The organism is Oculatella sp. FACHB-28 (assembly GCF_014696015.1).
Taxonomy (GTDB): domain Bacteria; phylum Cyanobacteriota; class Cyanobacteriia; order Elainellales; family Elainellaceae; genus JAAUTN01.
Genome location: NZ_JACJPJ010000090.1, coordinates 88,473 through 113,331 on the forward strand (window position 1 = coordinate 88,473; position 24,859 = coordinate 113,331).

The 24,859-nt window shown below is 48.8% G+C and carries 22 protein-coding genes; 3 read left to right on the forward strand and 19 right to left on the reverse strand.

Annotation, left to right across the window (positions count from 1 at the left end):
• Positions 1 to 27: 27 nt before the first annotated feature.
• The 9 genes from H6F88_RS23540 to H6F88_RS23580 form a co-directional block, all read right to left on the reverse strand.
• Entirely contained in the window at positions 28 to 1,296 is a 1,269-nt protein-coding gene (locus H6F88_RS23540; RefSeq protein WP_190645165.1) for a polysaccharide biosynthesis/export family protein, read from the reverse strand.
• A 138-nt stretch (positions 1,297 to 1,434) separates the two neighbouring features.
• A complete protein-coding gene (locus H6F88_RS23545) occupies positions 1,435 to 2,190 on the reverse strand; it encodes a cyanoexosortase B system-associated protein (RefSeq protein WP_190645166.1) in 756 nt (251 codons plus the stop codon).
• 57 nt (positions 2,191 to 2,247) lie between these two features.
• Positions 2,248 to 3,141 carry a cyanoexosortase B gene (gene crtB / locus H6F88_RS23550; protein ID WP_190645167.1) on the reverse strand — a complete coding sequence of 298 codons (894 nt, stop codon included), beginning with the start codon at positions 3,139 to 3,141 and terminating at the stop codon, positions 2,248 to 2,250.
• Positions 3,142 to 3,144: 3 nt separating this feature from the next.
• Positions 3,145 to 4,344: a DegT/DnrJ/EryC1/StrS family aminotransferase gene (locus H6F88_RS23555; RefSeq protein ID WP_190645284.1), complete on the reverse strand. Its 1,200-nt coding sequence runs from the start codon at positions 4,342 to 4,344 to the stop codon at positions 3,145 to 3,147.
• Between the two features lie 487 nt (positions 4,345 to 4,831).
• Positions 4,832 to 5,881 carry a hypothetical protein gene (locus tag H6F88_RS23560; RefSeq protein ID WP_190645168.1) on the reverse strand — a complete coding sequence of 350 codons (1,050 nt, stop codon included), beginning with the start codon at positions 5,879 to 5,881 and terminating at the stop codon, positions 4,832 to 4,834.
• Between the two features lie 129 nt (positions 5,882 to 6,010).
• Positions 6,011 to 7,048 (reverse strand): alcohol dehydrogenase catalytic domain-containing protein, encoded by a 1,038-nt coding sequence (locus H6F88_RS23565; RefSeq protein ID WP_190645169.1) that lies wholly within the window; start codon positions 7,046 to 7,048, stop codon positions 6,011 to 6,013.
• A 433-nt stretch (positions 7,049 to 7,481) separates the two neighbouring features.
• Complete coding sequence (gene moeB, locus H6F88_RS23570) at positions 7,482 to 8,654, reverse strand: molybdopterin-synthase adenylyltransferase MoeB (RefSeq protein ID WP_190645170.1); 1,173 nt, start codon at positions 8,652 to 8,654, stop codon at positions 7,482 to 7,484.
• A gap of 74 nt (positions 8,655 to 8,728) precedes the next feature.
• A complete protein-coding gene (locus H6F88_RS23575; RefSeq protein ID WP_190645171.1) occupies positions 8,729 to 9,247 on the reverse strand; it encodes a M67 family metallopeptidase in 519 nt (172 codons plus the stop codon).
• A 9-nt stretch (positions 9,248 to 9,256) separates the two neighbouring features.
• Positions 9,257 to 9,988, reverse strand: coding sequence for an ABC transporter ATP-binding protein (locus tag H6F88_RS23580; RefSeq protein ID WP_190645172.1), 732 nt, complete (start codon positions 9,986 to 9,988; stop codon positions 9,257 to 9,259).
• A 169-nt stretch (positions 9,989 to 10,157) separates the two neighbouring features.
• Here H6F88_RS23580 and H6F88_RS23585 point away from each other — a divergent pair, with 169 nt between their 5' ends.
• Together H6F88_RS23585 and H6F88_RS23590 are read left to right on the forward strand one after the other, a co-directional pair.
• Complete coding sequence (locus H6F88_RS23585; protein WP_190645285.1) at positions 10,158 to 11,666, forward strand: UbiD family decarboxylase; 1,509 nt, start codon at positions 10,158 to 10,160, stop codon at positions 11,664 to 11,666.
• Positions 11,667 to 11,749: 83 nt separating this feature from the next.
• Positions 11,750 to 12,385 (forward strand): CHRD domain-containing protein, encoded by a 636-nt coding sequence (locus tag H6F88_RS23590; RefSeq protein ID WP_190645173.1) that lies wholly within the window; start codon positions 11,750 to 11,752, stop codon positions 12,383 to 12,385.
• A 110-nt stretch (positions 12,386 to 12,495) separates the two neighbouring features.
• Here the strand turns inward: H6F88_RS23590 and H6F88_RS23595 are convergent, their stop codons facing one another.
• From H6F88_RS23595 to H6F88_RS23640, 10 genes are all read right to left on the reverse strand, one after another.
• Positions 12,496 to 13,476, reverse strand: coding sequence for a glycosyltransferase (locus H6F88_RS23595; protein ID WP_190645174.1), 981 nt, complete (start codon positions 13,474 to 13,476; stop codon positions 12,496 to 12,498).
• Positions 13,477 to 13,509: 33 nt separating this feature from the next.
• Positions 13,510 to 14,502 carry a glycosyltransferase gene (locus H6F88_RS23600; RefSeq protein WP_190645175.1) on the reverse strand — a complete coding sequence of 331 codons (993 nt, stop codon included), beginning with the start codon at positions 14,500 to 14,502 and terminating at the stop codon, positions 13,510 to 13,512.
• Between the two features lie 9 nt (positions 14,503 to 14,511).
• Positions 14,512 to 15,459: a hormogonium polysaccharide biosynthesis glycosyltransferase HpsE gene (gene hpsE / locus H6F88_RS23605; protein WP_190645176.1), complete on the reverse strand. Its 948-nt coding sequence runs from the start codon at positions 15,457 to 15,459 to the stop codon at positions 14,512 to 14,514.
• A 76-nt stretch (positions 15,460 to 15,535) separates the two neighbouring features.
• Entirely contained in the window at positions 15,536 to 16,489 is a 954-nt protein-coding gene (hpsE, locus tag H6F88_RS23610; protein WP_190645177.1) for a hormogonium polysaccharide biosynthesis glycosyltransferase HpsE, read from the reverse strand.
• Positions 16,490 to 16,563: 74 nt separating this feature from the next.
• Positions 16,564 to 18,561 (reverse strand): excinuclease ABC subunit UvrB, encoded by a 1,998-nt coding sequence (gene uvrB / locus H6F88_RS23615; protein ID WP_190645178.1) that lies wholly within the window; start codon positions 18,559 to 18,561, stop codon positions 16,564 to 16,566.
• Positions 18,562 to 18,747: 186 nt separating this feature from the next.
• On the reverse strand, positions 18,748 to 19,176 hold the full coding sequence (locus H6F88_RS23620) for a DUF3887 domain-containing protein (protein ID WP_190645179.1): 429 nt from the start codon (positions 19,174 to 19,176) through the stop codon (positions 18,748 to 18,750).
• Between the two features lie 370 nt (positions 19,177 to 19,546).
• On the reverse strand, positions 19,547 to 20,971 hold the full coding sequence (locus H6F88_RS23625) for a DUF3747 domain-containing protein (RefSeq protein ID WP_190645180.1): 1,425 nt from the start codon (positions 20,969 to 20,971) through the stop codon (positions 19,547 to 19,549).
• Between the two features lie 425 nt (positions 20,972 to 21,396).
• Entirely contained in the window at positions 21,397 to 21,993 is a 597-nt protein-coding gene (locus H6F88_RS23630) for a DUF924 family protein (protein WP_190645181.1), read from the reverse strand.
• Between the two features lie 65 nt (positions 21,994 to 22,058).
• Positions 22,059 to 22,436 carry a hypothetical protein gene (locus H6F88_RS23635; protein WP_190645182.1) on the reverse strand — a complete coding sequence of 126 codons (378 nt, stop codon included), beginning with the start codon at positions 22,434 to 22,436 and terminating at the stop codon, positions 22,059 to 22,061.
• A gap of 128 nt (positions 22,437 to 22,564) precedes the next feature.
• The gene (locus tag H6F88_RS23640) at positions 22,565 to 23,470 is read right to left on the reverse strand and encodes an ABC transporter permease (protein WP_190645183.1); all 906 of its coding nucleotides are present in this window, start codon (positions 23,468 to 23,470) and stop codon (positions 22,565 to 22,567) included.
• Between the two features lie 228 nt (positions 23,471 to 23,698).
• Between H6F88_RS23640 and H6F88_RS23645 the strand changes: the two genes are divergently transcribed.
• Positions 23,699 to 24,691: a metallophosphoesterase gene (locus tag H6F88_RS23645; protein ID WP_190645184.1), complete on the forward strand. Its 993-nt coding sequence runs from the start codon at positions 23,699 to 23,701 to the stop codon at positions 24,689 to 24,691.
• Positions 24,692 to 24,859 lie beyond the last annotated feature (168 nt).

Consider the following 24,859-nt stretch of genomic DNA (forward strand, 5'->3'; position numbering starts at 1 on the left):
CTCTAGCATCAGGAATAGAAGATGGCTCTAGTTGTCATCATCGTCGCCAGGACCGAATAGGTCGTTCGCTCCATCAGCTAGTGAATCAAAAAATAGTAGGAATCCTAGAACATCTCGGAAAGGTTGCGTGACAGTATTAAGCGCATAGGTAATACGACTCACAAAGTTTCGACCTACGACAATAACGTCGTTGTTTTCAAGGGGGGGATCTTGGGATGCATTTCCTAATAGAGCTTCTTTCGCATCCAACTCTTGGCTGATCGCTCTGCCTTGTTCAGGGTCAAATCGAACTAGGGCAACTTCACCCAGGTCTGCAGTGCTTGGACTGACGCCAATAGTAGTTAGAGCATCCAGGAAGTGACTGCTGCTGGGTAGAGTAATGCTACTGATGGCTCCGGGTACTGCCCTTCCTCCGGCCGAGTAATTTAGAACACGGACGACGATTTGCTGTTGAGAGATCGTGGAACGGGCGATGAGGTTCCGATCGTAATCGGCGATCGCATCCGATGTCAGGGTTGGAATAATAATTGAATCGCCATCCGCTAACCTTACATCCGGAACACCATTAGCTTCTCGTAAGGGGGTGTAGAGATCAATATTCTGTTCAACTACCGATCCATCTGTCAAGGTACGTCGAACTCTGACCGTTCTCAAATCAGCTAGTCGAGTTGTGCCTCCAGCCGAGAGCAGAGCCGTTGTAAGTTGGGGCGCTGCTAAAGGATAAACCCCTGGTCTAACGACTTCGCCGGTGATGGTAACTTCAACAGGACGTTGGGTCGTTAAAATCAAATCAACCTGAGGGTTGATGACGTAGCGATTTAAAGCTGTTTGAATTCTATCTGTAGCTTGTTGAAGAGTTAACCCTTTCAAGGAAAGTACGCCCGCCAAAGGGACGATAACGTTACCTTCTAGGTCAAGCGTTACTTGAAAGTTAAGCTCTGGATAGAAGGGTAAAGTTGCAGCAACTGCATCTCCTGGTCCAAGACGGTAGGCATCAAATTCGGGGGAGAGTTGATTGAGCGGGACGCCTGAATCAGTTTCAGGATCCGGATTTAGAATTTCTCCACGGTCTATGAGCCGCTCTCTTGCTTCCTCTAAAAGTTCTTCAGCATCCGGATCAGCACTGGTAGACGGCTGCTCAGATTGAGTTTGACCGAGTGCGACAAGGGAGGAAGTGCTAGAGTCAATGACCCAGAACAAAACAGCGCTTGAAAGAACTGAGGCTAAAGAGTATAAGCCAACAAACGCCAGGGCAGTAAAACGACGAATAGGTTGATAAGGTAAGACTTGAGGCATGGGTCTTAACAGGATTAGGCTCCAGCTATGAGCTTGTAGGTTTATAAACTAGAAAGATTTAGAGTGTTGCATCAAAAGACTGGTTCGCATGGTCTTGGTTCCTGAGTTGTCAGACTTCAACAACCACAGTTGCCTGAATCATGATTCCGCACTCAAAGCGTTCTGCATAAGCGCTGACTGCACAGTTTGACCTAAAGTGATTGCCAAGGTTCTAACTTGCTCAATATCCCCTAAAGGCTGAATCGGAATCAGAATGCTGACTGCAACCCAGGGCATTCGATGGCGATTACGCCATTGAGAGCGTTGATCAGCCCAAAACCAGTGGCTAGGAGCCGGATTACCACCATCTGACCAGGCGTACCATTGCAAAACTGCATAGGTTTGTCTCTGGTTCCAGCCTCTCAAAAAGCGAGCCTCAACTTGAGCAGATTTTATTGAACTGCTATCAGAGAGCTGTCCTGACGGTATTTGCGCTTCAAATTTGATCTGACGCTTTGAATCCGCAGTCCACCGTTGCACCCCATTAATATCCATCCACTCTACCTGCGGTTGGTCGCGCTGCCAAGTCTGAGGGCGCAGCATGAGAAATATAGGTGCTTGAGAGCTAGTTTCAGTAACAACTTGATTGGTAGGAGCGATCGCCTGGACTGACCAATCTTGTCCGCCAATCTCAACGGTTTCCTGGTTAAGAGTTTGCCATTCAGGTAAAACAAGCCCTTCCTGCTCAATTGCTCTAAGCTGCTCTAATCTTGGAACTTCGGGTAAACCTTTCCAAACCCAACTCCCTGTGAAGTAAGTGGAAATGGCAGGAATAGCGGCGATCGCCAAAATAAACAGAATTACTAGCATTCTGAGAAGCTGCGATCGCGGGGAAGTCTTGGAAAGGGACAACATAGCTCAAAATTAACCCAATAAATTCATATTCCGGCATATTCGGTCAAATCGGGAAGCTTAAGATTCTGCAGCATCGACGATATCAGAATCATCAGGAATCCAGGCTTCAATCCCTCTCAACAGAAAAACTAACAGTCCCAGCATTGCAGCCGAGTAAAGATCACCTCCCCACCCTTCATGCAGCCATGCGAAAGCCTGTTCCCTACCAGTGCCATGAAAGAAGGTCAGCAACGTATTGCGAAAAATATTGGCACTAACGCTAACAAAAATGATGCCTGCAAAGAACCAGAATGTCTTGGCACGGGAAGCTAAAGCGCCTGTCCAATGAAGCAGAAGCAAACCTACATAGAGGCTTGTGAACAGCATCTTTAACCCAGCACAATAAGGAGCAACTTCAACGATGCGATTGTTGACGAAGAGATAAATTTGGTCAACCCTAACATCCATACCAATCTGTTGCAGAATAAAGCCTGCTGTCCCAGCTATGAAGCTTTGCAGCGGTAGAGTATAAGGCGCTAATAGGTAAGGAATTTCGGTCGGAGTTGCTAGAAATACGAGCAGTAGGGGAAATGCTTGGAGTCGTAATCCTGGCATTCCCTTCAGCCAGAGACAGAGCCCCATCAAAATGATAGGTAAGGAAAGATTGATTAAGTCAGTCAGGTTGCTCCGATAACAGGCAACTCCTAGCAGCAACAGAACGATTCCAGCTAAATGGGGCGTGTCAGATAATTGCTGCCAGCGGTTGCGGTTGCTCCAAGCCAGATAGGCTGCAAATGGTAGACCGATCAAGCCGTGACTAAAATATTCATGCTCAATGCTGATACTTTTGTTGAGCCACCCATCAACCCAGTGGAGTAGCAGGGGGACATACATGAGCAGCAGTAACCCCAGTACAGCTCCACTGAGGGCATAGCGTCCGATCGGTAGGGGAAGTTGATGCCTGATTTGCATAGCTTATCCTGGAACCAGTGAACTATGAGGTTGAACGGGGGGATGAAAGACTAACGGCGCAGGAGTTTTGATTAACTCCTCAATTGCGTTAATGACTTGATTCACTTGGCTACTGCTAAGACCGGGGTACATAGGCAGCGAGAGAATTTGCTCACATAGCCCCTCGGCATGAGGAAAGTCACCCAATTTATAACCTAAATATTGGAAAGCGGGTTGAAGATGACAGGGCAGAGGGTAGTGAATTCCAGTTTGAATGCCTCGTGCTGCAAGCTCTGTTTGAAGAGTAGAACGATCGATAGGGCAATCTTCAGTGATGCGCACCACGTAAAGATGGTAGACGTGTCCACCGTCGCTTAAATTCTTGATGGGGACGATACCTTGCGATCGCAATGGGCTGAGTAGCGCATCGTAATGTTGTCCAATTTGGTTGCGATCGCCATTCCACAGCGGCAGATGGGGCAGCTTAACGTTCAACACAGCTGCTTGCAGAGTATCTAGACGACTGTTGGTGCCGTAGTCAGTGTGGTAGTACTTGCGCGGCGCGCCGTAATTGCGCAAAGACTGCATGGTTTGAGCGACCAATTGTTCTTGGGTGACTAGCATTCCCCCATCTCCCATCGCTCCCAAGTTTTTGCTGGGATAAAAGCTAAATGCAGCCGCAATCCCTACAGACCCCGCCCGATATCCTTCACGCTCAGCTAAGTGTGCCTGTGCCGCATCTTCAAAAATTAGCAAGTCATAACTGCTAGCTAAGTCCAACAATTGGCTTGGGGAAACCATCTGACCATATAGGTGAACTGGAACAATGGCTCGTGTCTTCGGTGTAATCGCTTTCTCGGCTGCTATCAGGTCAAGTAGAGCTGTCTCTGGATCGCAATCTACTAAAATGGGCGTTGCGCCGCTGCGTAGAACTCCAATTAGGGTAGCGACAAATGTATTGGCAGGTAAGATCACTTCGTCTCCCTGCCCAATGCCACAAGCCTGTAGACCTAAAGCGATCGCATCCGTGCCGCAGGCGACCCCAACGCCGTACTTAGCTCCACAAGCAGTCGCAAAATTAGATTCAAATTCCGTCACGGCTTTGCCCATGACGTAATCGCCCCGTCGTGCAACGTTCAAGATCGCATCTTCTAGTTGAGGTTGAATTGGCTGATGCTGAAGTGTCAGGTCAACAAACGGAATCTCTGCGATCGAATTACTCATGTTGAGCGAAGGGGATGAGGTAAGAGTGGGAGTTTGCACAGTAGCGATGGGGTGTAGATACAAAAAGGCTCTAATTCAGTTTTGGTCGATTTTTGCCGACTTGAACACCGTAGAAGCTTGAAGAGTGTGTGAAGGGAAGCTTGAAAATGGAGGCTTTGATGCCAACTCAGGAATTAAATTCTGTCCAAAGTGCTTAACTACAAGGAGGCTGTGCAAGCAAAAAATTTATAAAGATAGCATTCCCACTTCGCTGTTACACAAGTGGAGGAGTGCAGGTGAAATTCAGGCTGTCAGTGACAAAATTGTGCTCATAGCAGAAAGTAGCTGTACTTTTACAGTCAGCTTTTACCAGAATTGTTTGGGCATTCAAATCGTTGCTTTGAAGATGAACTTGGAGCAAACAGAATCTTTAAACTTTGAATCACCTCTAACAGCTGCAAAGACTTTTGAATTTAGGGCAGTGGATTAAAGACAGGTTAAAGGTGAATTAGGGGCGATCGCCCGATCGTTCAGGTAAAAATGACAGAAAGCGCTGTAGGGCAGGTTGTCTAGAAATTTCTTCTTTCAACTTTGTTTCTTGAGGAGAAAGTACCTCTCGACTTCTTTCACGCTCCAGGAGATTTAGATAAGTCTCAAGGTCTTTGAAATTCCAATATGGCTCAAGCTTCTTACTAAAGTAATCAATTGAGCTGCTCATTTGTTCTGAGTCATTGCCGTTAATTTCTGCTAATAACGTTGCAACACGAGTAGGAGTTTCAAAATCTTCGCTGGAAGCTATTCCTTCATCAAGCGATAAAACGGCGTATGCTAAATCTTTTTCTACCTTATCAGGTTCGCTTTTTAGCTGGAGCTTGTACCGATCTAATTCGTATTGACTTCCATCGATTGCTTTATTGACAAGGGTATATTTTCCGTAGCGCAAAGGACCCTCTTCACTATTCGTGTTAGCAGTGATTCTGCCTGATGCATATAGGCAAACGTCTTCTTCTAAGACTCCTGAATAAGGCTTTTGATTAGGTTTGCCAAACAGTTGCCAAAGTCCTCCGGCGACCTTAGCACCAACCTTGACGTACGGAAAAATGACTGGAAAAACCTGACTAGCTTTAGTGATTGCAGTTTCTTGAAAAAAGCCTTTTAGCTTGCTGCGCTGGTCACTGTCTAGATCGTCGATCTCTAGAATTTCTATTCCGAAGAGGAGGGTTCCTTCCTGATAGCTATTGCAGGAAAAGACAACTTCAGATGGAAAATCATCCAAAACTTTGCCACGCTCTACATTGTTTTCGTAGTAGTGGATGCGCTGAATTTTAGGTTGTCCTTCTAAATGGGTGTTGGAAAGGATAAGTAGGTCATTATCTTTACCATCACCAAGGGATAATTCCTCATCATAATTCTTCGTTACCCTGGCGGTTTTCAGCTTGATGTTGAACTGCTTCCCGACAGTAATTTGATTGTCTAAGTAGCCTGTAGCTTGAGATTTATCATAGGTGTGAAACAGTTCCTTTGAGCTGTGAGGCGTAAACCACTCTGTTTCAGCCACTGTTTTGCTCCTAAAAATTGAGCTTGGATAAATTTCAGTACTATCACTCCAATCGAATCTAACTTTTATACCTTAGAAACAAGCAGCTACTTATTAAATTGAAATAAAGATTCTCCTGCGGAAGAAAACTTATGCTTCGGTAGCGCCCGGTTCAATCGCAACTTTGATCACTCTGCGGTCTTTCATGTCCTGAAAAACTTTTTCTAGCTGTTGAAGTGGCTGACTTTCACTGACAAGTAGATCAAAAGGAACCTGACTAGATAGAAAAGCTAGGGCGGCTCGGACGTATTCGGGCGTGTTGTGAAAAACACCTTTTAGGGTAAGTTCGCTGTAGTGAAGCTGCTCCGTGTTAACGCTAATAGTCGTGTCACGAGGGCAACCGCCGAAGAGGTTGACTGTGGCACCAGGACGGGCGCAGGCGATCGCCATTTCCCAAACGCTAGGTACTCCAGTTGCTTCAATCACGACATCAGCTCCCCACCCGTCGGTCAAGTCATGTACTACAGCAGGTACATCTGGGATTGAGCGATAGTTGAAGGTTTGAACGGCACCAAATTTTGCGCCAACCTTAAGCCGCTGGTCGTTACCACCAAACAAAAACACTTTGGCAGACTGCTGCATCAGGGCTGCGACAAACATTAAGCCGATCGCCCCATCACCTAAAACTACGACCCGATCGCCAGGTTTCACATTGGAACGAGCAACCCCGTGCAGGACACAGGCAAGCGGTTCGGTCATGGCAGCTAGTTTGTCAGACATGCCTTCCGGGATAGGCAGAAGGTTATGCTGTACGATCGCCGCTGGAATTTTTAAGTACTCCGCAAAGGTGCCATTGTTGAAGGTGAGATTGGCGCAAAGGGAATATTCTCGACGCTGACAGAAAAAGCAGGTCATGCAAGGGGCGGAGTTGTTGGCAACGACGCGATCGCCCACTTTCCAACCCGTTACGCCTTCTCCCAAAGCCACAATCCGTCCGGCTGCTTCATGCCCAAACAGCGTTGGGGGTTTCAGCATTTTGGCGTGTCCGCCTCTGCGCCAAACTTTTAGATCAGTGCCACAGGTGGTTGCTGCTGTCACCTGAATCACGACCTCACCCGCTGTCGGAGTTGGGTCAGCTACCTGCTCTAGCCGTAAATCTTCCTGACCATAAAGTAAAGCTGCTAGCATTGCTGCCCTATGAATTTGGAGAAACTTGATTCTACCCCACTGTTGATTCCTAACTTAAGCAACCTACTTCTTTCCTACTAAAAGATTCAGGGATGCCCCCTCGCTTAACGAGGGGGCATCCCTGAATCTTTTAGTACCTAATCTTTAACCAGGAAGGGAGTAATTAAACCGGTGGTTCTTATGGTTTCACCAACTGATGGATTTGAGGTCTGCTGATAAATACACGGAAGGTAGCAGCAAGGAAAGCGATCTCCACCCCGACTACAATCACTGGGAACTGAGTTCCAACCCAGTGCTGTACTTAGTTAGAAAGTCTACCCATTAGCGGTTTGAGGGCGATCGCCAGCCCATTATCAACAATCAGCAGCTTCCAAAAAGCTGGAGGCTGAGACTGGGCGATCGCCATACTCAAGGTGAGCCTTTGGAGATTTGCTTAATACTGTGGAACGGAAGGATCAACTTCCTGACTCCAAGCAGTGATGCCTCCTACGACATTGGTTCCTTCAATTCCAGATTCCTTCAGAATCGCTAGCGCCTTGGCAGAACGACCGCCCATCTTGCAATGAGCGATCAGCCGATGACCGTTGAGCAATTCTTTGACTTTGGTGACTCCGTCACCATTTTCGATCTCCGGTAAGGGAACCAGGACTGAACCAGGAATTTTGGCAATCTCGTATTCGTGGGGATTACGAACATCCAGTAGCACAAAGTCGTCTGCATCGCTGTCGAGCAGTTGCTTCAACTCCGTAACGCTCATTTCTGACATACCTGCTTTTTCCTCCGCTTCTGCTGCTTGTGCTTGGGGGATACCGCAAAATTCTTCGTAGTCAATTAGTTTTTCGATCACAGGGCGCACAGGATTGGGACGCAGCTTTAGCTCCCGGAAGGTCATATCCAGTGAGTTGTACAGCAACAGCCGTCCGCTCAGGGTTTTACCCTGTCCTAGAATGATTTTGACCGTCTCAGTTGCCTGAATTACGCCGATAATTCCCGGCAAAATTCCTAACACGCCGCCCTCAGCGCAAGAGGGCACCAGTCCGGGTGGGGGTGGTTCGGGATAGAGGTCGCGGTAGTTGGGTCCGCCCTCATAGTTAAACACCGTTGCCTGACCCTCAAAGCGGAAGATCGAGCCGTAGACGTTGGGCTTGTTAAGCAAAACGCAGGCATCGTTGACCAGGTAGCGAGTGGGGAAGTTGTCGGTGCCATCTACCACAATGTCGTAGGGCGCAACGATATCCAGCGCATTTTCAGAAGAGAGGCGAACTTCGTGAAGATCGACCTGGCAAGCGGGGTTAATTTCTAAAATTCGCGCTTTGGCGGACTCAATCTTGGGCTTGCCGACCCAGGACGTGCCGTGAATCACCTGACGCTGTAGGTTGGAGTGATCGACTACATCAAAATCGACGATGCCGATGCGTCCAATCCCGGCGGCGGCAAGGTACAGCAGCAGTGGTGAGCCTAAACCGCCTGTGCCGATGCACAGTACGCTGGCAGCTTTTAACCGCTTTTGTCCCTCTAATCCTACTTCCGGCAGGATCAGGTGACGGGAATAGCGTTCATATTCGTCTCGGTCGAGCTGGATTTGCTCCAGATTGGGATTTAGCATGGCAATGGCAGAAGACAGTAGTGGTCAGTAAAAGGGCGAACTGTTAGAACTAGCGAACTGTAGAGAATGGAATTTTACGGGCTTGCGGGGGCGACCGTCAAAATTTCTTCGGATTGAAACTGTCGTTTCTCGTCCAATCTCCAGGATAGAACGTCTTGGGCATTGCCTTGCTGGACGGAAACAATCAGATACGAGTAGTGTGGCCAGGCGCAGAGGCGATCGCACTCTGAAGGCACTGCTGCGTGGTCTGTATGAGAATGATAGATTCCCACAATATCTAAATTCTTGCTGCGGGCGTAGCGCTGCGCCTCTAGCATTTCTTTGGGATCAATCCAGTAGCGACGGTCTTTGGTGAGGGGATGAGTAGCGGTTTCAGAGGCAATCGCCCGCATTTCAGCTTCCGCCTCAGCATTCCAGGTGTTCTCAGTCGCCCAAACTTCCACCAGCCTATGAGTTTCAGTTTGACTCGCCGAAGCTTGAGGCTCAACCTGACCCAACAGCAACCCACAGCACTCTTCAGGGTAAGTGCGTTCGGCATGAGCAAAGATAGTTTGCAAGTGGTCAGGGTTGATCTGAAGCACGGTACGCGACATTAATGGAATTTAATGAGCAGTCGTTGCGCCCAGGTAGAGTTCACCGACTTTTGGATCATTGAGCAGGTCAGGACCAGGTCCTTCAAAGCGATCGCGCCCTGTATCCAGAACATAACCCCGATCTGCCATTGCCAAAGCTTTTCGAGCGTTCTGCTCAACTAGCACGATCGCCGTTCCTGTCTGGTTAATCTGCTGAATTCGCTCAAACACGCTGTTGACCAGCAGTGGAGAAAGAGCCGCAGACGGTTCATCTAGCAATAGTAGATCCGGTTGCAGCATCAATGCCCGCCCCATTGCAAGCTGCTGCCGTTCGCCGCCAGAAAGGGTGCCCGCCCGCTGTCGCCGCCGCTCAGCCAAAATTGGAAACGTGTCAAAAATTTGCTGTTTCAACGGTTTTAGCGACGTGCTACGGGTGAATGCCCCCATTTCCAGGTTTTCTTCAACCGTCAGCGAGGGGAACACATTGGCGATCTGGGGCACGTAGCACATGCCGCGTTGCACAATTTGGTTAGACTTCAAACCCGCAATGTTTTCGCTTTTGAAGTTGATCTTGCCTCGGTGCGGAGTCAGTAAGCCAAAAATCGTTTTCGCCAGCGTAGACTTTCCTGCCCCGTTGGGTCCAATCACCGCGACCAATTCACCTGGATAAATTTTGAAATTCACACCCTGAAGGATGTCGAGATCCTGAATGTATCCGGCGTAGACATCCTCAACCTGAAGCAGGGGTTCGGCACTCGTCATACTGGCTAGGGGTTAGAGAAATAGTTGGGCTAATCTTTCAAGATTACTGTTTGACAGCCAGCTTTTAAGGTTTATAGCTTACAGCTTTGCCGTTCTATTTTAAGAAGTCTCACCGCCCTCTGGTGCTAGAAGCCTCATAATGGGAGCAGATGCTTTACATTGCTTCATCATGGCGAGAGACTTACGAGAATTCCTCAAACAGATTGAACAGCGGGGGCAACTGCGCCGGATCAAGGCGTCAGTCGATCCTGATTTAGAAATTGCTGAAATTGCCAACCGCATGTTGCAGCGGGGCGGACCAGCACTGCTGTTTGAGAATGTGAAAGGCTCTCCCTACTCCGTCGCGGTGAATGTGATGGGCACGGTCGAGCGCATCTGCTGGGCTATGAAGATGGAGCGTCCTGAAGAATTGGAGGATTTAGGCAAAAAGCTGGGTATGTTGCAGCAGCCTAAGCCACCCAAGAAAATTTCTCAGGCGATCGAGTTTGGCAAAGTTCTATTTGACGTGGTGAAAGCTAAGCCAGGGCGAGATTTTCTGCCCCCCTGCCACCAGGTTGTGGTCAAGGGTGAAGAGTTGGATTTGAATCAGATTCCAATGATTCGTCCCTATTCTGGCGATGCGGGAAAGATCATCACGCTAGGACTGGTGATTACAAAAGACTGCGAGACGGGAATTCCTAATGTCGGTGTGTATCGACTTCAGCTTCAGTCTAAAAATACGATGACCGTCCACTGGCTATCGGTGCGGGGTGGGGCGAGGCATCTGCGAAAGGCAGCGGAACGGGGTAAAAAACTGGAAGTGGCGATCGCCCTCGGTGTTGATCCCCTGATTATCATGGCAGCCGCTACCCCGATTCCAGTAGACCTGTCGGAGTGGCTATTTGCTGGACTCTATGGCGGCTCTGGCGTAAATCTGGCGAAATGTAAAACCGTTGATTTGGAAGTGCCAGCCGATTCAGAGTTTGTTTTGGAAGGCACGATTACACCTGGCGAAATGCTGCCAGATGGTCCGTTTGGTGACCACATGGGCTACTACGGTGGCGTTGAAGATTCGCCTCTGGTGCGGTTTCACTGCGTCACCCACCGCAAAGATCCGATTTATCTGACGACGTTTAGTGGTCGTCCGCCTAAGGAAGAAGCAATGATGGCGATCGCCCTCAACCGCATCTACACACCTATCTTGCGGCAGCAAGTCTCCGAAATCGTAGATTTCTTCCTACCAATGGAAGCATTGAGCTACAAAGCAGCAATCATCTCCATTGACAAAGCCTATCCGGGGCAGGCTCGTCGCGCTGCACTCGCCTTCTGGAGCGCTTTGCCCCAATTCACTTACACCAAATTCGTGATCGTGGTGGATAAAGACATCAATATCCGCGATCCCCGACAGGTGGTATGGGCAATTACCTCAAAAGTCGATCCGGTGCGAGACGTATTCATTTTGCCTGAAACGCCCTTTGATACTCTAGACTTTGCCAGCGAAAAAATTGGACTGGGCGGACGCATGGGCATTGATGCAACAACCAAAATTCCGCCAGAAACCGATCATGCATGGGGTGCTCCACTGGAATCTGACGCTGACACAGCGGCAATGGTTGAGCGGCGTTGGGCAGAATATGGACTGGCGGACTTGAAGTTAGGCGATGTTGATCCCAATCTGTTTGGCTATGACATGCACTAATGAAGCCCTAAATCTCCATGCATCCATCTCGTCTTTAAGTTCGTATTACTAGCTGAATCCATCACTTCTCAGCTAGGCAAACAATGAACAGGAAAAGACAGATTCTATTCAACTTTCTCCTTGGTGTAGTCGCTTGCGTATTGCTCATCAACCTTTCCTCAACGCCATCTTTTAGCAATTCTGCTATTAGCACGCCTCAAGCATTCCAGGCTTCAAATCTTGATTTGATCAATCAGCAGCTAGTGGCAAATCTGCGTGAAACCGACGATATCCTTATGGCTCAAAATACAACCGCTGGCCCAATTATGCGCTACGTTGCTGTTTTGAATAAAAACAATGTGATTGCGCCAACAGCTCCATCTTCTTCGGCTTTTGGTGCAGCAGGGGCAGTTTTGGTAGGTGATCGCCTAATCGTAAAAGGAGACTTTAGCAACCTGTCCAGCGCTTTAAGGGATTATGCAACAGATCCCCTCGATCCACCCAATCCAAACATCACTTCTGGAGTCCACATTCACCAGGGCGAATCTACTACCAACGGAGCATTTCAGTACGCTCTAGATGTTACTCCTGATGCGAGTCAGCTAAAGGGTAGATTCTCCGGTGAATATACGCTCACTCAGGAACAACTACAGGCTTTATCAAGCGGCAACTTATACGTAGACCTCCACACTCAGATGAACCGGGCAGGTGAATTGCGCGGAGTCTTCCAGGCGTATTAAAGCTTATACCCGTTCTCTTTAAGGCTGCGCAATTTGAAGTATGTCTCGTGTAAGCGAGACATACTTCAAATTGCGCAGCTTCATGTGGAAACCAGCACCAAACAGTAGAATCAAGCAGGCGCTTGATTTTGGCGTAAGGCTCTAATAGCTGTTAACAGCCTTCTGGTTTGGTATTGAGGCAGCAGGGTAGCTACCATGATTTTGAATAGAATAATTGCCATTAGTTTGGGTCTTTTTAACCAGGTAGGATCGTTGGCGATCGCCATCCCAAAAAATCTCACCGAAGCTAACCCTTTGCGTCGCTCTAAGTTGCCTTCTAAAGCTTTCAAAGTCAAGTATTGATAGCGACTCCCTAAAACTTTTCGCTTTAAGGCAGTTGAAGAATCCAGTTCTGAAGATTGGCTAGCTTCAGCAAAAGCTTTTTCAATCACTCGCAAACTCGATTTCTCCATTTTCCACACATTTGTAGACATGGAATTTGCAGAAATTCGATACAGAATTTGAGGAGACGGGACTGCGACGAACTCATAACGTGCAGCCAAACGAAGCCACATATCCCAATCTTCAACGCCAGGAACGGAGCCATCAAACCCGCCTACCGTGTCTAAAGCGTGCTTACGAATTAATGGATTGGAGCCGCTTTCAACAAAGTCTCTAATTAATAATTTTGTATAAACCTGACCGCTTGCCAGAATGTGTCCGCCCGATCGCAGAAATTGATTTGATTCATCAATCCAGTTTGTCCAGCTATAGGCAACACTCGCTTGAGGATTTGCTTGTAGTGCCTTGAGTTGAGCCTCTAGCTTGTCTGCTGTCCAGAGATCGTCTGCATCAATAAAAGAAATATATTCACCAGAAGCCTGTTCAATGCCACGATTTCTACTAGCCGCTAACCCAGCATTGGAATAGGAGAAAACTTTGAGACGTGAATCTGAAATATTGGAAAGAATTTCTAAGGTTAAATCTTGAGAGCCGTCATTAATGACAATTAGTTCAAAGTCTGAGAAGGTCTGATTTAAAACCGACTCTACGGTTTCTTTAATCGTTTTCTCGCCGTTGTAGACTGGAATCACTACGGATATAAGCGGCATCTGATGCTAACTCCTCAGACATTTTTCCCTGATTTAAGACGGATCTAATCGCAAATACCCGTGCAGCGCTTTCACATCAGAAAGGTTGCCTAATTTATTGAACAAAGCTTGTGCTTGGCGATCGGACAGTACTCCTACTAAGGCAGTTTTCAAAACGACTTTAGCTAAAACTCTTGCACGAAGTAAAGACGGATCATTCTTTAGAGCAATCCAAAGAAATCTAGCGGTTGTCAGAGCACGTTTTCTGCCCGCGGGTCGTTCTAAAGCATCCACAATCAGACATTTGTAGCGATTAGAAATGATGTCTTTCTGATAGCGCTTTACCGAATCAGGAGCTTCGGAAAGCGCTTTCTCGATAACTCGCTTGAAACCGATTTCTTGTCTCTCTACGTTGTTGGACCATGAGTTGGAGTTGGGATATTTACGATACAAAATTTGAGGCGCTGAGACAACGGTGAAAGGAAATTTAGCTGATAGACGCAGCCACATGTCCCAGTCTTGCCCCCCAACAAGAGCTTCATCGAAACTACCAACTGCATCTAAAGCAGGGCGGCGAATGAGAGGATTGGAACCACTTTCTACAAAGTCAATGAGCAGTAATTTAGCAAATACATCGCCTGTAGCACTGATATGAGTGCCTCGACGGAGGAAGCGATCGCTCTCATCTATCCAGTCTGTCCAGCTATAGGCAACAGCCGCTTCGAGGTTAGCCTGAAGTGCGTTGAATTGAGACTCAAGCTTATCGGGTGTCCATAGGTCATCCGCATCCAGGAAGGAAATATATTCACCAGTGGCTTCCTTGATGCCGCGATTACGACTGATTTGGGGACCAGAATTTGAATGAGAAAAAACTTTAAGGCGAGAATCTTTAATATTAGAAAGAATATCAAGCGTTGAGTCTTTAGACCCATCGTTAATCACAATCAGCTCAAGATCTGAGAAGCTCTGATCTAGAACTGATTCAACGGTGCTTTTAATGGTTTTCTCAGCGTTATAGGCTGGAATAACAACGGATATTAAAGGCATGTCATATAGCTATTTATTTTGAGGTTTTCTGAAAGAGAAGAACGTACTTTCTAAACTGCCTCGGTAGAATGCCATTTCAAATGCTGGAATGAGCTCAGTTTTAAGTTTCCCCCGATATTTAAGCAGGTGCATGAGCATTCGCCGCAGATTTCCAATCAAAGTTTTGGTGAAAATTAGCGGTGCCTGCTGGGGCGTAGCATTGATCATTCGCAATTGATAAGTAGCCAAACCGCAGCCACGAGCCAGCATCAGCAGATAGCTTCTTTCGAGGCGCTGACGCGGGATTTGGTGATAGGTGTGCATGTCGGGGTTATACCAAATCTCCCAGCCAGCTTTGTGTATGTAAAGCAACGGCTCATAATCGTCACCCTGGATAAATAAGCCAGGTAGCTTACCTGTTAAGTTTGGGCGGGGTGGAACGTCGTTCCAGGCTTGCTTACGGACGACTAACGAGGCCGCCGGAGGGAGTTGAAGTTTATCGGGATCAAAACGGCTAGGGTTCGGACCATGCTCTCGAATTGCCAGAAAAGCCTGAATCTGGTTGAAATCTGCGGGTGGCTCCACTTCAAATTCACCGTGAATTTGACCACCGTAGGCTCCTGCTTTCGGGTATTTTCGGCTAAAAGAATAGGAGGCTGAAAGCCAATTGGAATCAGGTAAATTGTCGTCATCCAGGAAGCCAATTAGGTCTGCTTTTGCTTCGCGTACAGCGCGGTGTCTGGCAAAAGCGGCTCCCTGCTCCGGTTCAAAGGAATATCTGAGGGGGAAATTTTGGTTCCAGTTTGATTGATAGTTTTGAATAATTTGCGCGGTTTCGTCGGTGCTGTTGTTGTCAACGATCAGGATTTCCCAGTGGATTGGGTCGGGGTTGATTTGCGATCGCAGTCGTTCCAACAAGATAGGCAACCGCTTTGCGCCATTGTAGGTTGGTATAGCCACCGTAAAATCGACTTGCATCCCCATCCCCGCCTACCTTCGTAGTTATATTAACTTAGTAACTCTCGTAATACAAACCGCCTATTCTTGCTAAATTTTATGTTTTCTTAGAGCTTAAATAGCCTTTTCTCCACAAATAAAGAGGACTGATTAAGCTGCTAGTAAATAGCTCTAATTCGCAGGCTGCAACGAGGTCAGTTTTGACTTTCGTGCGGTGTTTGAGCAGATGTAAGGTGATTTTGCGAATATCGTTGAGTGTGTAGGCAATCAGGGCGGGCGATCGCTGCCAGGGTTTAACGCTGAGCATTCGAGTAACGTAGCGGCTCAAGCCAATGCCGCGAAAGAATGGAATTAAGTATTCCCGCTCTAGTCGCTGCTTAGGAATTTTGTGGCGCACCTGCATTGCTGGGTTGTACCAAATTTCCCAGCCCGATCGCTGGATGTAGGAAAGCATCTCCAAATCTTCGGCAGTCAGCATGTTGCCATCAACTCTACCGTTTAGGATCAGGCGATCGGGCACGTTTTCTATCCATGCCTGTTTGCGGATAACTAGCCCAGCCGAGGGGGGCAGCACTTTTTTGGCAGGTTCATAAATTAGCGGATCAGGTCCGCGTTCGGTTAGCGCCAAGAAGGACAAAAGGCGGTTGAACTCTTCGGGTGGTTCGACCTCAAACTCTCCTTGAATTCGACTGGCGATCGCTCCTGCGGTTGGATGTTCTTGAGCGAAAGCGTAGGCGGCAGCAATCCAGTTTGCCTGGGGAATATTATCGTCATCCAGGAAGCCGATTAGTTCACTTTGAGCTTCCTGGATGGCGCGTTTGCGGGCGAAGCCAGCCCCCTGCATGGCTTCAAGACAGTAGCGGACTGGGTAAGGGCTGTCTTGTTGATAGACTTTGACGACTTCGGCTGTTGTGTCGCGACTGTTGTTGTCAACGACGAGGACTTCCCAGGTAAAAGCTTCAGTGCCCGTTTGGGATTTCAGTGCTTCTAGTACATCTGGCAAACGCTGGGCACCGTTGTAGGTGGGAATGGCTACTGTCAAATCGACCATGCTTTTAGACCTGGCAAGCACCACGTAGAAAATATCAACCTCGAACAAGATATCAATTTCAGTCGGGAGTGGCTTCAGTGTTTGCCTAAGAGTTTATCGCGCAGGTGCTTGATGCGATCGCGCAACTTAGCTGCTTCTTCAAACTCCAGCCGCTTGGCTGCATCTTTCATCTGACTTTCAAGCTGGGTAATCAGTTCCGGAATGTTTTCTAGCGGCAGATCGTCAGCATGTTCGTAGGCAACCTCTAGCTCTTGAGCATTCAGCCGTCGGGAGACTTCTAGGAAAGAGAGGATCGAATTTCGCTGCCTTTTGACGATGGGCTGCGGCGTGATGTTGTGCTTGATGTTGTACTCTATCTGGATTTCGCGGCGACGTTCTGTCGTGCTAATTGCCTTGGCCATGCTGTCTGTAAGATTGTCAGCGTAAAGAATAGCCTGCCCTTGAACGTGACGAGCGGCGCGACCGATGGTTTGAATAAGCGATCGCTCTGCCCGCAAAAATCCTTCCTTATCAGCATCAAGGATCGCTACCAGCGACACCTCCGGTAAGTCCAGACCTTCCCGCAGCAGGTTCACTCCGATGAGCACGTCAAAGACTCCCTCGCGCAAGTCTTGCAGAATCTCGATGCGCTCAATCGAGTTGATTTCAGAATGCAGATAGCGAACTCGAATGCCCCGTTCCTGGAGGTATTCGGTTAGGTCTTCCGCCATTCGCTTAGTCAAAGTCGTCACCAGGGTGCGCTCTGAGCGGCTGATGCGCGTCTGGATTTCACCCAGCAGATCGTCGATTTGTCCTTCGCTAGGGCGTACAAAGATTTCGGGATCGACTACTCCAGTTGGGCGAATCACCTGCTCGATCACGCTATCTTCAGAGATTTCTACTTCCCAATCGCCAGGAGTCGCGGAAACGAATACGCACTGCTTGACCTTGTCCCAGAATTCCTCAGCTTTGAGCGGACGGTTGTCGGCAGCACTAGGCAGGCGAAATCCGTGTTCAATCAGGACGAGCTTACGAGCGCGATCGCCATTGTACATCGCTCGAATTTGCGGAATTGAGACGTGAGACTCGTCGATCACCAGCAACCAATCATCAGGAAAATAGTCGAGCAAACACTCTGGCGGTGAGCCTGGAATGCGTCCTGCCAAATGACGAGCGTAGTTCTCAACGCCGTTGCAGTAGCCGACCTCGCGCAGCATCTCCAGGTCGTAGCGAGTGCGCTGTTCGAGCCGCTGTGCTTCTAGCAACTTGTTGTCTTTTTCTAGTTCTTCCAGGCGATCGCGCAATTCCTGCTGAATCGCGTCACAGGCCACTTCCAGCCGCTCATCCGGCGTGACAAAGTGACGAGCTGGATAGACGTTCAGCGCTTCCATGCTTTGCAACGTTTCGCCCGTGATGGGGTCGATGTAGCGAATTGCGTCAATTTCGTCGCCAAAAAACTCAATTCGAATCAGGCGATCTTCATAAGCTGGGCCAATTTCTAGCACATCGCCCTTGACCCGAAACTTGCCGCGTCCGACGTCCAGGTCATTTCGCTCGTACTGCACTGATGCCAGATCGCGCAAAACCTGCCGCTGATCAACCTCCATGCCCACTCGAAACGGAATCGAGGCCTTGAGGTATTCCGAGGGAATTCCCAAACCGTAAATGCAGCTAATCGAAGCGACGACGATCACGTCTTGCCGTTCAAACAGCGATCGCGTTGCCGAGTGCCGCAGCATGTCAATCTCGTCGTTGATTGAAGCAGTCTTGGCAATGTAGGTGTCAGTAACGGGAATGTAGGCTTCGGGCTGATAGTAGTCGTAATAGCTAATGAAGTACTCAACTGCGTTGTCTGGGAAAAACTCGCGCAACTCATTACAGAGCTGCGCTGCCAGCGTTTTGTTGTGCGCCAACACGAGCGTCGGGCGACCCACTTTTTCAATCACCCTTGCCATCGTATGGGTTTTGCCTGTTCCGGTTGCGCCACGCAGGGTTTGGAAACGGTGCCCTGCATTGATGCTTGATACGAGTTGGGCGATCGCTGTGGGTTGGTCGCCTGTCGGTTCAAACGGAGCCTTAATTTGAAATTCCATAAAGAGTTTCAGCAGCCATTCCTAAAGAAACACCAGCCAACTGAGAAATTATTGAGTTCTTGCGAATATCTACTGATGGCATCCTAACGAATTTTGATTAAAGCAGCTATTAAAACGGGGTGCTGGAATCCGTAAAGGTCATTCCAACACCCCGTTTTAGATAGATTCTGGCTCGTCTAGAACGCTCTATTCAGCCACTGGGAAAATGCTAACAATCTGATTTTGGCCCGTGAAGTTTACGAGAAAATCAACCGTGCCGTTCTCAAATTCGGTCGTGACGATCGCAATGTAAGAACCGTCTGCGGACTCTTCTAGTGCCTGGGTTTCAACACCAACAACGCGCTGGAATGCTCCATTTGCAGCAATGGCTTCTTCCCAACCCTGACGCAGAGTGTCGGTGGTGATGCTCGTTCTCACAGCAGGGTCATACATCTGAAGCGCAGCGTTGTAGTCACCTGCTACCAGGTTATCGACAAAATCCTGCGCAGTCGTTGTCAAATCTTGCGATTGTTCAACAGACAGAGGTGCAGCAGGTACAGCATCCTGAGCCTGAGCAGGAAGAGCACCAGCCGCAAGGGCGACACCGAGCAATAGAACTGGGATGCACTTTTTCATTTAAGTTTCCTTGGTTGTTTTAATTTAGGTGAATTGAGTGAGGGGAGAACCAAAGCCCGATCTATCAGAATGACGACATCCAGGTAGATTTTGTGCCTTTGCTAAGCAGAAGGTTGAGGGACATCGTCTGGATGCTGAGAACCAATGCAGATTAGGAGACAGGACTTACACAAGTAAAAGTTAAGCGATCGCCATACTAACAAGAGTTTTAAGCCCTTGTTCTATGGAGGATTGCGTAAGTTTTAAGAGAATCAGAGGGGCAAAGCATTTTGCCCCTAATTTTTCCTTTTCCTGGACTCGACTCTGCCATCCGGAGCAATTTGAACTCTGCAAGGTAGCATTTAGAGGACGCTACCTAACGCCAGCTCACTTACTGTCGGGTTCCGCCTGGGGTCGGCGTCGGCTGGGTTTGCTGTCCAGTACCACCTGGGGTCGGCTGTGGCTGGGTTTGCTGTCCAGTTCCGCCTTGAGGTGGCTGTGTTTGAGGCTGCTGTCCAGAGAGACAGTTGTACATCCGCAAGGTGGCAGCAGCAGCGTAGTTACGCAGTGCTTGACTATTGGGACTAAAGGCAGTTCCCGTCTCATTCACTGGAGAGGCAACGCCGCAGTAACCCGACATCTGGCTGATCACTTGAGCAGCCCAGTGTCCAGAAGTATCAGAGAAGGTTCTGGGTTGCTGCGATTGGAGCTGAGTACCGCGTCCTTGCAGGTTTTGACCGTATTGAGCGGCTCTGCTCAGTACTGCAATCATTTCAGCCCGTGTAACAGGTTGGGTAGGACGGAAAGTACCGTCTTCGTAGCCGCTGATGATGTTGTTAGCACGAGCAAACTGAATCTTAGCGGCACTCCAACGAGACGCATCTACATCTGGATAAGGTCTGCTGCTGGTTTGGGTAGGAATGGTCAGATTAAGATTAGGTACTCGATCCAGCGATTCTAGAACCAGTGAGACAAGCTGCTCACGGGTCAGAGGAGAACGTGGCCGGAAGGTGTTGTCTTCAGAGAAACCTGAGATGAAACCAACGTTGACAGCTCGCTGAATTTCGTTCGCATAGGTGTCGCCCGCAACATCACGGAAGGTTGTACCTGTGCCAGGAGTGCCTGTGCCTGGGGTACCTGTACCAGGAGTACCTGTGCCGGGAGTGCCCGTGCCAGGAGTGCCTGTGCCTGGGGTACCTGTACCAGGAGTGCCTGTGCCAGGAGTGCCTGTACCCGGAGTAGTCAGCTGAGCAAGTGGGGTATCTGTGGCAATGTAGATGTGTCCTGTGCCTCTTCCCTGGAACGAGCGCTCAGCAAAGCGCCAGCCTGGGTTGAGGTTAAGCTTGGCAAAGCCAGTAGTTGTGCCGTTTGCTTTAGCGATTTCGATTTGCTGTCCACCTGGGCGGTTGGGTGCAGCGACCAAGGTCAGATCACCGCTTCGGTTGACGACGCGAAGGCTGTACTGCAAGCCCAAATCTTCACCTGCGGCACGAAGAGAGTAGCCGTTGCTATCTAGGCTACGACCGCAGATTCCGGTGAAGTCAAAGTTAAGCCAGAGTGGGTCAACAATTGTTGGGTTTGAGCCTGACACACCCCAGCAGGGACGGGCATTGCTTCTCTGCCGCATGACGACGAGGTAGTGGGAAGTGCCAGCAGAAGTGCGGGGGGCGGCGACTGCAAGGAATTCTGTTTGGTTAACTTCTTGCTGCTCAAAGGTGACGGCGATCGCTGGGCTAGAGGGAATCGCGATGCTACCCATTGCAGTAGATGCAGCAATGGCAAGGGCAGCAATAGAACGGCGGATAGAGGATTTCATGAATTACCTACGAGGATTCTGATTAGCTTGGAATCTCCAGAGAGACTGTGCAAACTCCCTGTTGGGTATAAAACTATTATTCTTCGGAAACCTCAGTTCTGAGGAGAAGGTGGTTGAAGTTCTGTGATTGTGCCAGTGAGCTTTATCCCACCTGATTCTAATAGATAGACCGGAGATCGGGTGATAACAATCATTTCAGCGTTTTGGAGAACTGGAAGAATAGCTTAATCAAATGGCTAAGTGTGGGACAGTTTGAGATGTGTCCTGTGGGAAGAGCGAATCGCATTTAGCGACATTTATTACCGTCTCACTGAATGCTCTCTTTGCCCTCCTCCATACGGGTTAGCGAGATTGTGTGGTACAACACACCAAAACCGACGCGCTTGCGTATGAAGTAGAAGAAGTCAGGATTTAGTGCCGTTAGCTCAGAAAGAAGAACCAGGTTCTTTCAGAAACTCTGCTTCTTCGGGTGTGGTTTCTCGTCCCAAAATTTCGTTGCGGTGGGGAAACCGTCCGAAGCGTTTGACTATTGCCTGATGCCGGACTGCGTAAGAATAGGTGTCTTCAAACTCTTTGCCCAACTCTGGATGGTCTGTGACGAGTTTGTGAAACAGAGCAACGCACCGGTTTTGGGGATCTAAGTTTTCGCTATGTTCTAGCGGCAGGTAGAGAAAAAGCTGTTGAAGCGGTTTTAGCTGCTGGTGAAATTCTCTGGCGATCGCCCTTTGCGTTGTCTCCACAGCTTTTGAATCAGTCGCAAAAGCCCTGGGATCGCGGCGAAACATATTTCGGGGAAACTGATCTAGCACCAGGATTAATGCTAGACAGCCAGGGGGGGAATCTTGCCAGTGGTCAAGTTGATCTACTGCTGCTTGTTCGTAGGTGGTGAGGAAGCGATCGCGCACCTGCTGATCAAACGCCGCATTCTTAATAAACCAGACCTTGCGCCATTGATCATAGTTAGCCAGTCCCGTTTGAGGGTCGGCAAACCAAAAGTTCAGCACGTCGTCTATCTGTGCCATAGAAGGGGAGATGCAAGGGTGGAAGGTGGGAGACGGCGACAGTAAGTGTATAGGAGCGTTGAGCCCTAGTTGCTTTCCGCTGGAGTCTCGCTAGATTCTTGGGTTCCAGGCTGATTTTGGTTTTGCTGGCGCAAAAGTTCTAGTTGTCGAGTGCGAAAGTCTGTAGCTGCAGTCCCCAGGTTTTCTTGCTGCGTCGAGTTGTATTCAGACGGAGTGCGATCATTCCCTAGGGTGACCCGGTGGATCAGGTCAAGCAGACTACCAGACTGGTTGCCCCTGCCTGAGAAAGGATCAGAACTGTCGCCATCTCCACTCAGAGAGTTGTCTAACTGGTCAACCGTTTGAGCCACACTCGGTTGGAGGGATGCTGTAGCCAAAACTCCCACAGCCATCAGCACAGCAGAAGTAGAACGCAGGAGTGTTATCAGAAATGCAGTCTTCATAGAACTAAGCTCAAATACCAAATTGTTTGGTCAACACTATTCAAGACGGAAATTGATGAGAACTTGCTCCCAATTGGATAATTCACTCTGGCAACTTGCCCAAATTCGATCGCCCAATTTGAGGAAAATCAAGCAAAGGAACGGCGAAGCAGGGAACGGATGCTGAGGAGGGCGATCGCATCAAAACCCAGCAGCACAATCAGCGCCATTCCCAAGGTCACCTCTGCAAATGGAGCATGAAGAATGATGCTATTTAACGACCAATCGCTGTGAACATAGATATAGCGGATTGGTTCAATCGCGTAAGTGAGTGGATTTAGGCTAGCCACCGTCTGTAACCAACCTGGCATAAACTCTATCGGTGCTAAAGCAGTACTGACAAACAGTAGCGGCAAGTTCGTGACAAAAATCACGGCAATTAGCTCAATGTGCCCCGGTAGCGCAAACGCCAGCCCTAAGCTCAATGCCGTTACACCCAGCACCAGCATCAGCACGATCGCCACTACCAGTCCTAGACCCAGCGGATTTGGCAAGCCTGCACCGAGAAATGCGCTAAGGGCAACGATCGAAACCGTCTGCACCATGCTTAGCGTCGCAATAAAGATTGCCGATGCCAAAACGATGGAAAAACGCGAAGCCAAGGGAGCAACCAGCAGCCGATTAAGGAAACCAAACTCGCGGTCGAACATGACTGGCAGTCCGGCGTTTAGCGCTCCACCAAAGGCGGTAAAGACAATGATTCCTGCGCCCAAGAACTGCCCATAATTGGCACTTTCACCAAATAATCCCTGAGGAACGTTTTGGAACAGTGCGCCAAATAGCACCAGCCACATCAAAGGTTGAATGATTCCGGCAATCAGGGTGCTGGGTCGTCGCTGAAGTTGAATGAATAGCCGCCGCGTGAGTGCCAGCGTTTCCTGCACAAACTCGCCAGAGAAAAAACCAGGAGGAGGGGCGATTGCCACTTTCGCACTCGATGGGCGAAGCTCAGGATTACTCAGTTCTGTGGGAGGTGGGGTAATCGTCTGACTCATGGGACTCCTCTATATCGTTCAAGGCTTTTTATCTATGATTCAAAGCTTCTAATTTGAGGCTCTGTTTTTACACTAGCGCATCTGACGTTGGGTTTTGCGTTGGCTAAGTCTCTCAAGGTTTAAGTCCCTCAAGTTCTGCATCCGCAATTTATTACTCTTTCCCTAAAGTTCTTTGGCTATGACTAAATAGGAATTCATGCAGCTTGTCATATGGCTTTAGGAGGTTAAATGCGCCCACAGGCTTTTCTAATTGCTTTTTTGTCTACTTTGGTGATCAGTTTGGGGCTGTGGGCAGTTGCTCACCCATCGTTTAGCCAGAAAGGTGAGGGATTTTCTTTTGCGTTGATTGGCGATTTGCCTTATGACAATGACCAGATTGAGAAATTTGGCAATTTGACTGACCAGATTAACCAATCAGATTCCAGATTTGTGGTGCATGATGGTGACTTCAAGAGCGGTACTGATTTGTGCAGTGATGAAGTATTTGCCCAACGTAAGCAACTATTTGATCGGTTTGAACTGCCTTTGATTTACGTCCCTGGTGACAACGAGTGGACGGACTGCTACCGCGAAAGCAATGGCAGCTATGACCCACTTGAGCGACTGGAAAAATTTCGCGACCTGTTTACCCAAGGCAACCAGAGTTTGGGCAAACGAACGCTGTCTCTGAGCCGACAAAGCGAAAACTCCCGATTTGCAAAGTTCCGAGAAAATGTGCGCTGGAGCTATGGTGACGTGCTGTTTGTCGGGCTGAATGTGACAGGAAGCAACAACGGCTTTGGACGCACACCCGAGGGCGATGCTGAATATCGGGAACGGAACATAGCCAATTTAGCCTGGATGCAGGAGGCTTTTACGTTGGCCAAGCAAAATGGCGATCGCGGCATTATGTTAATCATCCAGGCAAACCCAAACTTTGAGCTAGAGCCAGCCGAACGCACCGGCTTCAACGATTTCCTTGGCGCTTTAGAAACTGAAACCTTTAACTTTCGGGGGCAAGTGGTTCTAGTTCACGGAGACAGCCACTACTTTCGGATTGACAAACCGCTGCTGCACTTCACCCACGAAGGAATTCCGCCATTGGAAAACTTCACCCGCGTCGAAACCTTCGGCTCCCCAAACGTTCACTGGCTACGCGCCACCGTAAACGCCTCCAACCCCAACCTATTCGAGTTTGAGCAAATGATCGTTGACGCAAATCGAAGCCGTTCCTCAATTTAGAGGTTACTATTCTTCTGCTTCAACAATGTTAGGCGCATCAGGGGTTGGGAACCATAAGCTTACGTTTTTGATTTGTCATGGGTTTTCTCTCTAGACCTGGCAGCAATGTCAGGTTTTTTTGTGGGCGATCGCTGTGAGTTAGCCTTGCAGTCTGGGAACCATAAACTC

Bases quoted from the DNA above. Each gene is read 5' to 3' on its own strand.
- H6F88_RS23645 (WP_190645184.1), top strand. From the start codon at position 23,699: ATGCGCCCACAGGCTTTTCTAATTGCTTTTTTGTCTACTTTGGTGATC.
- H6F88_RS23595 (WP_190645174.1), bottom strand. From the start codon at position 13,476: ATGCCGCTTATATCCGTAGTGATTCCAGTCTACAACGGCGAGAAAACG.
- H6F88_RS23585 (WP_190645285.1), top strand. From the start codon at position 10,158: ATGGCGAGAGACTTACGAGAATTCCTCAAACAGATTGAACAGCGGGGG.
- H6F88_RS23590 (WP_190645173.1), top strand. From the start codon at position 11,750: ATGAACAGGAAAAGACAGATTCTATTCAACTTTCTCCTTGGTGTAGTC.
- H6F88_RS23540 (WP_190645165.1), bottom strand. From the start codon at position 1,296: ATGCCTCAAGTCTTACCTTATCAACCTATTCGTCGTTTTACTGCCCTG.
- moeB (WP_190645170.1), bottom strand. From the start codon at position 8,654: ATGCTAAATCCCAATCTGGAGCAAATCCAGCTCGACCGAGACGAATAT.
- H6F88_RS23635 (WP_190645182.1), bottom strand. From the start codon at position 22,436: ATGAAGACTGCATTTCTGATAACACTCCTGCGTTCTACTTCTGCTGTG.
- H6F88_RS23555 (WP_190645284.1), bottom strand. From the start codon at position 4,344: ATGAGTAATTCGATCGCAGAGATTCCGTTTGTTGACCTGACACTTCAG.
- H6F88_RS23625 (WP_190645180.1), bottom strand. From the start codon at position 20,971: ATGAAATCCTCTATCCGCCGTTCTATTGCTGCCCTTGCCATTGCTGCA.
- uvrB (WP_190645178.1), bottom strand. From the start codon at position 18,561: ATGGAATTTCAAATTAAGGCTCCGTTTGAACCGACAGGCGACCAACCC.
- H6F88_RS23580 (WP_190645172.1), bottom strand. From the start codon at position 9,988: ATGACGAGTGCCGAACCCCTGCTTCAGGTTGAGGATGTCTACGCCGGA.
- hpsE (WP_190645177.1), bottom strand. From the start codon at position 16,489: ATGGTCGATTTGACAGTAGCCATTCCCACCTACAACGGTGCCCAGCGT.
- H6F88_RS23575 (WP_190645171.1), bottom strand. From the start codon at position 9,247: ATGTCGCGTACCGTGCTTCAGATCAACCCTGACCACTTGCAAACTATC.
- H6F88_RS23600 (WP_190645175.1), bottom strand. From the start codon at position 14,502: ATGCCTTTAATATCCGTTGTTATTCCAGCCTATAACGCTGAGAAAACC.
- H6F88_RS23620 (WP_190645179.1), bottom strand. From the start codon at position 19,176: ATGAAAAAGTGCATCCCAGTTCTATTGCTCGGTGTCGCCCTTGCGGCT.
- H6F88_RS23640 (WP_190645183.1), bottom strand. From the start codon at position 23,470: ATGAGTCAGACGATTACCCCACCTCCCACAGAACTGAGTAATCCTGAG.
- H6F88_RS23630 (WP_190645181.1), bottom strand. From the start codon at position 21,993: ATGGCACAGATAGACGACGTGCTGAACTTTTGGTTTGCCGACCCTCAA.
- H6F88_RS23565 (WP_190645169.1), bottom strand. From the start codon at position 7,048: ATGCTAGCAGCTTTACTTTATGGTCAGGAAGATTTACGGCTAGAGCAG.
- crtB (WP_190645167.1), bottom strand. From the start codon at position 3,141: ATGCAAATCAGGCATCAACTTCCCCTACCGATCGGACGCTATGCCCTC.
- H6F88_RS23545 (WP_190645166.1), bottom strand. From the start codon at position 2,190: ATGTTGTCCCTTTCCAAGACTTCCCCGCGATCGCAGCTTCTCAGAATG.
- hpsE (WP_190645176.1), bottom strand. From the start codon at position 15,459: ATGCAAGTCGATTTTACGGTGGCTATACCAACCTACAATGGCGCAAAG.